The 9368-nt window shown below is 65.8% G+C and carries 11 protein-coding genes, 2 tRNA genes and 1 pseudogene; 9 read left to right on the top strand and 5 right to left on the bottom strand.

The window, feature by feature from the left end:
• Window positions 1-171, top strand: a pseudogene (locus tag A5711_RS10370) (TIGR03086 family protein); the annotation flags it as partial.
• Window positions 172-254: 83 nt separating this feature from the next.
• On the opposite strand, the gene A5711_RS10365 reads toward A5711_RS10370, so the two are convergent.
• Window positions 255-716 carry a DUF4334 domain-containing protein gene (locus A5711_RS10365; RefSeq protein ID WP_067946103.1) on the bottom strand — a complete coding sequence of 154 codons (462 nt, stop codon included), beginning with the start codon at window positions 714-716 and terminating at the stop codon, window positions 255-257.
• An 11-nt stretch (window positions 717-727) separates the two neighbouring features.
• Entirely contained in the window at window positions 728-1795 is a 1068-nt protein-coding gene (gene hisC, locus A5711_RS10360) for a histidinol-phosphate transaminase (RefSeq protein WP_067946101.1), read from the bottom strand.
• Between the two features lie 84 nt (window positions 1796-1879).
• Between hisC and A5711_RS10355 the strand changes: the two genes are divergently transcribed.
• Window positions 1880-1968: transfer RNA gene (locus A5711_RS10355), tRNA-Ser, on the top strand.
• A gap of 42 nt (window positions 1969-2010) precedes the next feature.
• Window positions 2011-2083: transfer RNA gene (locus A5711_RS10350), tRNA-Arg, on the top strand.
• Window positions 2084-2526: 443 nt separating this feature from the next.
• Here A5711_RS10350 and A5711_RS10345 read toward each other — a convergent pair.
• The gene (locus tag A5711_RS10345) at window positions 2527-3846 is read right to left on the bottom strand and encodes a serpin family protein (protein WP_156744857.1); all 1320 of its coding nucleotides are present in this window, start codon (window positions 3844-3846) and stop codon (window positions 2527-2529) included.
• A gap of 208 nt (window positions 3847-4054) precedes the next feature.
• On the opposite strand from A5711_RS10345, the gene A5711_RS10340 reads away from it, so the two are divergent.
• Window positions 4055-4705, top strand: a complete 651-nt coding sequence (locus A5711_RS10340; protein WP_067946097.1) for a DUF1345 domain-containing protein — start codon at window positions 4055-4057, stop codon at window positions 4703-4705.
• Between the two features lie 13 nt (window positions 4706-4718).
• Here the strand turns inward: A5711_RS10340 and A5711_RS10335 are convergent, their stop codons facing one another.
• Window positions 4719-5225, bottom strand: coding sequence for a hypothetical protein (locus A5711_RS10335; protein WP_067946095.1), 507 nt, complete (start codon window positions 5223-5225; stop codon window positions 4719-4721).
• Window positions 5226-5244: 19 nt separating this feature from the next.
• Complete coding sequence (locus A5711_RS10330; protein ID WP_231987456.1) at window positions 5245-6243, bottom strand: phosphotransferase family protein; 999 nt, start codon at window positions 6241-6243, stop codon at window positions 5245-5247.
• Between the two features lie 207 nt (window positions 6244-6450).
• On the opposite strand from A5711_RS10330, the gene A5711_RS10325 reads away from it, so the two are divergent.
• From A5711_RS10325 to A5711_RS10310, 5 genes are all read left to right on the top strand, one after another.
• Entirely contained in the window at window positions 6451-7392 is a 942-nt protein-coding gene (locus tag A5711_RS10325) for a class I SAM-dependent methyltransferase (RefSeq protein WP_067946089.1), read from the top strand.
• Between the two features lie 27 nt (window positions 7393-7419).
• A complete protein-coding gene (locus A5711_RS10320; protein WP_067946087.1) occupies window positions 7420-7830 on the top strand; it encodes an MmcQ/YjbR family DNA-binding protein in 411 nt (136 codons plus the stop codon).
• Window positions 7831-7932: 102 nt separating this feature from the next.
• Window positions 7933-8181 carry a hypothetical protein gene (locus tag A5711_RS10315; RefSeq protein ID WP_046182738.1) on the top strand — a complete coding sequence of 83 codons (249 nt, stop codon included), beginning with the start codon at window positions 7933-7935 and terminating at the stop codon, window positions 8179-8181.
• A gap of 10 nt (window positions 8182-8191) precedes the next feature.
• Window positions 8192-8347, top strand: a complete 156-nt coding sequence (locus A5711_RS27205; RefSeq protein ID WP_090419013.1) for a DUF6131 family protein — start codon at window positions 8192-8194, stop codon at window positions 8345-8347.
• A 152-nt stretch (window positions 8348-8499) separates the two neighbouring features.
• The gene (locus A5711_RS10310) at window positions 8500-9204 is read left to right on the top strand and encodes a response regulator transcription factor (protein ID WP_066954966.1); all 705 of its coding nucleotides are present in this window, start codon (window positions 8500-8502) and stop codon (window positions 9202-9204) included.
• Window positions 9205-9368: the final 164 nt, after the last annotated feature.

The raw sequence follows: 9368 nt of genomic DNA, 5'->3' as shown, positions 1-9368 counted from the left end.
GAGATCAACGCGCCCGAGCCGCTGTCCGAGTACGTGTTGGGGCTGGCGCGCAAGGTCATCAGGCCGGAGTTCCGCGGCGGCGCGGGGTTCGACGACCCGGTGGACGTGCCCGAAGATGCCGGCGCGCTCGAGCAGTTGGTCGCGTTCACCGGCCGCAACCCCGCGCGGTAACGCTCGTCGCTTGGCCGAGTGTGCGTCCAGCCGCGCACTGGTCGCCGAATGTGCGTCCAGCCGCACATTCGAAGGCTCAGCCGCTACACGCGTTCGAGGTAGAAGTAGTAGTACCGGCCGTTATCCCGGACGCCCTTGCCGTTCATGATTCCCATCACGGCATCGTCGTCGATCTTCTTGAAGTGGTCGTGCACCGGCTGGCCGTCGTAGACCATCGTCGCAGTGACCTCCCCGCGGAACTCTTCGAGCCACAGGCTGGCCTCGCCCTTGCCCATCTCCTTGTTGGAGAACTTGTTGCCGTCGGCGTCGAGGCATACCAGCGGCTGCACGTCGCGGGCCGAGGAGAAGGTCTTGCCGAACCAGCCCGCCTTCTCCAGCTGGCCGTTCATCCGGTGGCCGGTGCGGAACTCGCCGCCCTTCCACTCACCCAGCATCCCCTCGATCGTCGCGGGCTCGAGGCCGGCCCAGAAGTCGTCGAGCTCGGTGTCGGGGATCTCGCCCTCGCGCTCCTTGAACTCGGTGAACTGCTTGCGCGCCAAGTCCAATGGAGTGCTCCTTAAGCTTCGGTGCGGGAAATCCAGTCGCGGGCGAAGTGCAACAAAGCGTCATTCTCCTCCACCGCACCGATGGTGATGCGCACCCCCTCGCCCGCGAACGGCCGTACCACCAGCCGAGCGTCGGCGGCCTGCTCGGTGAAGTCCGCGGTGCGGGCACCCAGCGGCAACCAGACGAAGTTGGCCTGCGAGGGCGGCAGCGTGAACCCGGCGTCGCGCAACCCGGCGCTGACCCGGGTGCGCTCGGCCACCAGAGCGTCGGTGCGGGCCGCCAGCTCGTGGGAGGCCTCCAGCGACGCGATGGCGGCTGCCTGGGCGACGTTCGTCACGGCGAAGGGCATGACCACCTTGTCCAGCGCGGTGATGAGGTCGGGGTGGCCGATCGCATAACCGACACGCAAGCCCGCCAGGCCGTACGCCTTGGAAAAGGTCCGCAGCACAACGACGTTGCTGCGGGATAGTGCGAGCTCCAGGCTGCTGGGCAGCATGCCGTCGCGGATGTATTCGACGTAGGCCTCGTCGATGGCGATCAGGATCTGCGGCGGCACTGCCTCGATGAACCGGGCCAGGGCGTCCGGGTCGACCACCGTGGACGTCGGATTGTTCGGGTTGCAGACGAAGATCAGCCGGGTGCGGTCGGTGATCGCGGCGAGCATCGCGTCGAGGTCGTGCGTGTGGTCGGTCAGCGGCACTTTGACCGCGGTCGCGCCGGAAACCTGGACGATGGGCAGGTAGCACTCGAAGCTGCGCCAGCCCATCATCACCTCGTCGCCGGCGGATGCGGTGATCTGCACCAACTGTTGGCACAAGGTGACCGAACCGCTGCCGACCGCGATGTGCTCCGGGGCGACGTTGGAGCCGAGGTGCATGGCCAACGCCGCCTTGAGGTCCACGCTGGCATTGTCCGGATAGCGGTTGACGACGGCGACGGCGCGCTCGATCGCCGCCCGCACGCTGGGCAGCGGGCCGTACACGGTCTCGTTGCTGGCCAGCTTGATCGAGCCCGGCACGTTCTTGCCGGGCACATAGACTGGCAGTCCGGCCAGTTCGGGACGCAGGCGAGCGGTCACTTCGACAGTTTATGTCGCGGATGTGTACGCTATGGCCGGTTCCGCGAGACCGGAAAGGGGTCGGGTACCCTCAAACAGTCCAAGGGAGGCGTGCCAGAGCGGCCGAATGGGGCTCACTGCTAATGAGTTGTCCCCCTCAAAGGGGACCGGAGGTTCAAATCCTCTCGCCTCCGCTGGTCTTTTCGAGGAACGCGACGCAAGACAACTGAACACGGGCGCCCGTAGCTCAACGGATAGAGCATCTGACTACGGATCAGAAGGTTAGGGGTTCGAATCCCTTCGGGCGCGCTCACTCGGTATGACGTTGTCGATCTCGCTCGATGGGCGCGATCGACAATCTGCGGAATTGCCCCACGCTGTCGCCGGCGGGCGTATGTTAAGGGCCTCGGGCGATTAATTCAGTTCCGCACACACCATCGGAGTTGAGTGCCATGTCCCGTGTCACCAGAACCCTCGCCGCCCTGATGATCGCCTCCAGCGCCTTGCTGATGTCGGGCTGCGGTTGCACCACAACCGCAGGCGTCACCACTTGCACCTTGATGTAAGCGGTCCAACGCTGTTGCGCCTTCAGGTCTGACGGAACCCGGCTGGGTCGCCGCACGGCTCGGCCAAATCCTGTCGCCCCGGTTGTCGCCGCGGTCCCCGCACCGCGTCGGCGGGAAGCTTCCGGCCTTGCAACGCCGCCGGGTAAACCCCTTCCCGCCAACGTGATTGCGGACTAGCGCCGTGCTTCAGCGCGGATCCATCACCTGCCCCGCGAAGACCACGGCGCCGGTCTTGTCGACAATGGCGAACAGGAATGGGTGATCGGCCGTCACTTCCTCGACCGGACCAAACCCGCCACCGATGACCGTCGAAACGGCTGCGGCTTCCGTACCGAACTCGTCGATCCCGACGAAGGCCTTCTGCAGCACCCGTGGGATGTACAGCTTCTCGTCGGTGGTGATGTTGGAGAAGTCCGCGCGGTTCTGGTCGAATACGCGGGGCATCCCCACCGCTGCCAAGGTTTCCTTGAATTCCTCGGGTCCCCAGCTGATGCGAAACTTGGGCAAAGTGAGGCTGACCGGCCCCTGCACAAAGGACAAGTTGCGGAACCAAGCGTCGTCGATGCTGTTGCGGACCGCCTGCAGCTGTCCCTCGGTCGGCACCACGACCAGCATTTTGAGGTCGTCGCCCACGTAAGGAAGTTCCACCGCCTGGAAATTCGACCCAGCCGCGTGGCGCAGCGAACTCGCCTTGTGCATCATCGGCACGGTGACCGTTGCCTGAGGCGTGAGGCGGAAGCTGCCGTCGGCCGTAAGTTCTGTCGGAAATGGCCTGTCCCAGCTCGCCTTCAGGTAGGCCGCGTTCAGCAACACCGCACGCGTCGACTCGTCAATGACGCCCGGCGGGATCAGGTCTTTGATCTGCCCTTTGGTCGCGTCGCTGGCGAAGCTGTTGAGGGCGACTCGTTGGCCGTCGGGGTTGCCCTTGAAGTCGGCGAGATGCACGCCCGCGTCGTATTGGGTGGCGAGGATGTCGAGGAACGGCGCGCGAACCGACATGCCACGCTGCAGCCAAACCCGGTCGACCATCGCCAGCTCGATACTCCTCGGATCGTCGGCGGAGATCGCGGTGCGATTGCGTGAGCGCAGTTCGCGCAGCAGTTGATTCATGGCACGGTGGTAGGTGTCATTGCCGAACGGATCGCGCAAAGCGGCTTTCATTTCGGCCGCGGTGTCACCGGCGGCGCCGGCATAGACCATCGACAACGCAACGCTGAGGCTCAGTGGAGAGAAGACCAGGTTCTTTTCACTGGCCGCCGACATGCGCCGGAACAGATCCAGCCCGAACCCGTTGGTGACATTGACAAAACTCTGCTCCTGCGCGGGGGCAACGTCTGGAGTGTTGTCGTACGGAAGGTTTGAATGCGTGACGGACGCCGGTGTCGGTCCTGGTGTGGACGCACCACGATTGTGCTCACTCGCGCAGCCGACGGCACTCGCGAAAACAACGGCAGCCGCAACTATCCCGTGGAATCCGACACGGGATTTACGGGTTAGGCGCTTCACGGTGACCAGTATGAGCGCCTCGAGGCGCGGGCATTGGGCAAATCGCGCGCTATGAAAACCCCGGCCGAAATATGCTGGGCGATAAGCGATCACCAACAAAGGGTCGAGGGCTCGAATCCCTCCCCGCGCTCCCGGAGACCTCGGTCGACCGCGGTTGGGGACCTCGTTCGACCGGTCGCAAGCTGCGGCATCTGCTTAAGTCGATGCTGTGACTTCCTATGTGCGCTTTCTCCGTGACACGGTCGCGGTGCGGCTCTTTGTTGCCTTGATAGCCGGAACCGCGGCTGCGGTCGCCATCGCTGATGCGCTCGGTTGGAGGTTCGCCCTGCTCGGCTGGGTGGTGGCCGCAGCGGTGTACGTGGCGTGGAGCTGGCTGATCATCGGACCGATGGACGCACAACGCACCGCTCGGCACGCGACACGCGAGGACGCCACCCGGTTGCTCGCCGACGTGGTCATCGTCTCAGCGAGCCTGGGCAGCCTCGGCGGGGTCGGATACGTAGTCGCGGCGGGCACACATTCGGGCGCCCAAGCCCTCGCAGCAGCGGGCGTGGGCATTCTGGCCGTGGTGGCGTCCTGGTTTGCCGTGCATACGCTTTTCACCGCGCACTACGCGCGCCTCTACTACTCCGACGAGGCCGGGGGCATCGATTTCCACGACCCACATCCGCCGCGATACCTCGACTTCGCATATGTGGCGTTCACCGTCGGTATGACCTTTCAGGTCTCCGACACCGAGATCAACAACTCTCGGCTGCGCGCAACCGTTTTACGACACGCGCTGCTGTCGTACCTTTTCGGCGCGGTGATCCTGGCGGTCACCATCAACATGGTCGCCGGGCTGGGCGCCAAACTGTGACGGCTCCCGACCGCTAGCGTCCGCCGAACGGGCCCCCGAACGGGCCGCGACGGGGCGGCACGGTCACGGTTTGCGTTTGCGTGACGGTGCTGGTGTCGGTGCTCGGCGAGACCGTAACGGTGCTCGGCGCTTCCGTTGTGGTGGGGGTGTCGGAGCTCGGGGGCGGGGCGGTCTCGGTGACGGTCTCGGTCGGGACGCCACCACCGCCGCCGCCACCACCGTGGTGCCGTGGCGGCTCCGTGGTCGTGGTGGTCGTCACCGTTGTGGTCGGCGCGGTGGTCGTAGTCGTCGCTGCCGGACTATGCGCGGGCGAACCGGCCACCAACTTGACCACCGCAAAGGCCACGAGCGCAAGCACGATCACCCCGATCGCGCCGGCCGCCACCAGCGCCGCGGGGCGGCGGTACCACGGAGTCGGCGGCTCGGGCTGGGGCGCCGGCTCGTCGTAATACCCGCCGCCATACCGCGCGGCCTGGGTGGGCTCGGAGTAGTAGTCGGGTTCCTCGGGATAAGGCGGCACGAACGCAGATGTTAGTGGATCAGCGCTGGCCCTCGATCATGCCCAGCGCGCGCTCGAACAGGTGCACCGTCGCGGCGTGCAGCTGGTCGCCGACCTCCTTTTCGGCCTTGCCCGCGCAGGCCCGGGCGAGTGTCCCCTCGATGACGATGCCCAGCTTGAAGCAGGCCAGCACCGTGTACCAGGTGATATGCGACAAGTCGCGGGTGGTGTTGGCCGCATAGCGCTGGAAGAGTTCGTCGGTGCTGGCCAATCCGTCCTGACCGCCCAGGGCGTGGCTGAACACAGTGGAACCGTCGGGCTGGCGCCAAGTGGCCAGCAGCCAGCCCAGATCCAGCAGCGGGTCGCCGATCGTGCACATCTCCCAGTCGACGATGGCGACCACGTCCGGCCCGGTTCGGGAGAACATCACGTTGGCGGCGTGGTAGTCGCCGTGCATGATGCCGGGCGTCCACGTCGCCGGCCGATGGCGCTCCAGCCAGGCCGACACTTCCTCGATGCCCGGGATGTCCGGTCCCGGGTAGCCGTCATAGTCGCTGTAGGAGTCCAGCTCCGAGAGCCAGCGCGGCACCTGGCGTTCGAGGAAGCCTTCCGGCTTGCCGAAGTCGGCGAGCCCCACCGCGACGTGGTCGACGGCGGCCAGCTTGGCCAGCGCGTCGGCCATCGAGAGGCCCATGCCGTGCCGCACGGCGGCATCGCCCGCATGCAGCGGCGGCAGTCCCTCGCCGGCGTTGAACCCGTCGACTGGGTCCATCAGGTAGAAGACGGCGTCGCCCAGCACGGCGGGATCTTCGCAGGCGGCGATCAGGTGTGGGTGCGGAACGTCGGAACCGGCCAGTGCCGCAAGGACTTTCGTTTCCCGCAGGATGACGCTGTTGCTCCGCGGACGCAGGTGTCGCGGCCCCCGGCGCAGGACATAGGGCCGGCCGGCCCGGGTGAACCGGACCATGACGTTCTGCGTTCCACCGGTGACGGCGGAAACATCCTCCAGCGGGCCTTCGCCGAGTCCCTGCTCGGACATCCACGCCGCGACGGCGTCCAGGTTCACCGCATCCACGCGGGGCCCGTGCCGATCGGGGCAAACACTTCCGTCATGCCAGCGCTCCTCTGCAACCCTGTGGGCCGTCTGGGAAAAAGCGTAGGCCACCCTCGCGAAGGGGCCCCGGGCGGCGGAGGCTGGAACAATAGTGTGCGGAACTAACTGACTCGCGCGTGAAGGGAACTGGCGATGCCGCGTACCGACAACGATTCCTGGGACATCACCCAAAGCGTGGGAGCCACCGCACTGGGTGTCGCGGCGGCGCGGGCCGCCGAGACCGAGAGCGCCAACCCGCTCATCAAAGACCCGTTCGCGCGCGTGTTCGTCGACGCCGCGGGCGAAGGCATGTGGAGCATCTACGCCGATCCCGCACTCCTGGCCAAGGCGGTGGAGCTGGAGCCGGAGGTGAGTACGCGCATCCAGCTGATGATCGACTTCATGGCCACGCGGACAGCCTTTTTCGACGAGTTCTTCCTGGGCGCGGCCGCCTCCGGCGTGCGGCAGGTGGTGATCCTGGCCGCCGGATTGGACGCGCGCACCTGGCGGCTGCCGTGGCCCGACGGCACGGTCGTTTACGAGCTGGATCAGCCAAAGGTGCTGGACTTCAAATCCAACACGCTGCGCGAGCACGGTGCCCAACCGAAGGCACGCCTGGTGAACGTGCCGATCGATCTGCGGCAGGATTGGCCGAACGCGTTGCAGGAGGCAGGATTTGACCCGACCAAGCCCGCCGCCTGGTCGGCCGAGGGTCTGGTCCGTTACCTGCCCGCCCAGGCCCAGGACTTGTTGTTCGAGCGCATCCATTCCCTCAGCGCGGACGGCAGCTGGCTGGCTTCGAACGTGCCGGGCGCGGGATTCACCGATCCCGAGCTCGTCCGGCGCCAGCGCGAGGACATGCAGCGCATGCGAGCCGCGGCCGCCAAGCTGGTCGACTCCGAGATCACCGACTACGACGATCTCTGGTATCCCGAAGAGCGCACCGCCGTCGACGGCTGGCTGCGAGACCGGGGCTGGGACGTCGCCACGGCGACGTTTTCGGAGTTGATGGCTCGTTACGGCCGCAACGTTCCGCAGGAAGCGGAACACACGATGCCGCCCACGCTGTACGTGTCCGCGCAGCGGCGCGGCTAGGGTGTCACGGCCGCTACCCTCGCCGGTGTGGCCGATCGACCCGCCCGAGAAAGCGACGTGCACAAGATCGCCGCGTCGATGCCGCACGTTCAGCGCCTGGAGGGTCCGAAGGGCAACGCCATCTATCAGGTGGGCGGTAAGTCGTTCGTGTTCTTCCGCACGCCCCAGCCCGACGCGATCGATCCGGCCACCGGCGAGCGCTATGCCGACGTGATCATGCTCTGGGTGGAGTCGGAGAGCGACAAGTTGGCGCTGACCCAGGATCCCGATTCGCCGTTCTTCACCACCGACCACTTTGCCGGACATCCATCGGTACTTGTGCGGGCCGCCCGGCTACCCGAAATCGGCAGGACCGAACTGGCCGAGCTCATCCAGGACGCGTGGCTTTCGCGGGCGTCGAAGAGGCGGGCCACGGCGTGGCTCGCCGACCGCACTTAGTCCCCCGGGCTCCGCTGGCACACTGCCGAATTCACCCTCACCAAGGTTTAGACACAAGTCGAATGGGTAACTATGGTCCACGAGAAATTTTTCTCGACCACATTGGAGGTCACCATGCGTGGCAGCGGAATCATCGGCACCATTGCCCTGGTATGGCTGCTCATCGGGGTGTTTGCGGCATGGCAACGCGACTACTTCAAAGGTGACTCAACCAGTTGTGTAACGGCGGGAAACATTGCGTTGACCGTCATCGCGGGGCCTTTGAATTACGGGGGCGTCAACCCGAAAGTCAAGGACTGCCATGTTCCGCAGCCCAGTTCAATGCCTGGTGTCCTAGTGCCCCTCACCTAAAGGAGTCGTCATGATCGTCCTCGGCGTAGTCCTACTTATTCTCGGGTTTGTGTTCAGCGTCCCCCTGCTTTGGGAGATCGGCGTCGTCGTGCTCGTCATCGGCGCCGTGCTGTGGATTATGGGCTCGATCGGCCGCCCAGTCGCCGGCCGGCGCTACTGGTATTAGCCACTTCGCCGGGAAAACGGGATCGCGCGACCGCTGAGCGGTCGCGCGATCCCGTTCACAGGGTGCGCAAAGGTAGGCCATAGCGGCGGCTCAGGGCGGTGCGCATACTGGAACTTGTGACGCATCCCCGATCCTCCGTCGAGCGGGTCGTGATGTGTCGTGCCGATGGGAACCCGATCAACGTATTGGTCGTGGACGACGAGTCGGTGCTTGCCGAAATGGTGTCGATGGCGCTGCGCTACGAGGGCTGGAACATCGCGACCGCGAGCGATGGGGCATCCGCCATCGCCGCCGCCCGCGCCCAACGCCCCGACGTGGTCGTCCTCGATGTGATGCTGCCCGATATGAGCGGGCTCGATGTCTTGCACAAGCTGCGCGAAGAGACCCCGCAGCTGCCCGTGCTCTTACTGACGGCCAAGGACGCCGTGGAAGACCGCATCGCCGGGTTGACCGCGGGCGGCGACGACTACGTCACCAAGCCGTTCAGCATCGAAGAGGTGGTGCTGCGACTGCGGGCGTTGCTGCGACGCACGGGAGTGACGACGGTGGACAGCGGCGCGCAGCTGGTGGTCGGTGATCTGGTGCTCGACGAGGACAGTCACGAGGTCACCCGGGCCGGCGAGCCAATTGCGTTGACCTCCACCGAGTTCGAGTTGCTTCGATTCATGATGCGCAACTCCAAGCGCGTGCTGAGCAAGGCCCAGATCCTCGACCGGGTGTGGAGCTATGACTTCGGCGGCAGGTCCAACATCGTCGAGCTCTACATCTCGTATCTGCGCAAGAAAATCGACAACGGTCGCGACCCCATGATCCACACGCTGCGTGGCGCGGGTTATGTCCTCAAGCCGGCTCGCTAGAAGCGATCGCAAGCGCGGCGAAGCCGGGCGAAGCGGGTCGCGACCGTCGGCCAGAAGCGATCGCAAGCGCGGCGAAGCCGGGCGAAGGGGGTCGCGACCGTCGGCCAATGCGCGGCGGGCCTGGTCCTTGCGGCTGCGGTTGCTGGTCGGGCAGATCGTCGTGC

The sequence above is a fragment of the Mycobacterium sp. E2238 genome (genome assembly GCF_001672665.1).
Lineage (GTDB): Bacteria > Actinomycetota > Actinomycetes > Mycobacteriales > Mycobacteriaceae > Mycobacterium.
The sequence above is the reverse complement of the archived record's forward strand: the minus strand, read 5'-3'. Positions and strand labels throughout refer to the sequence as shown.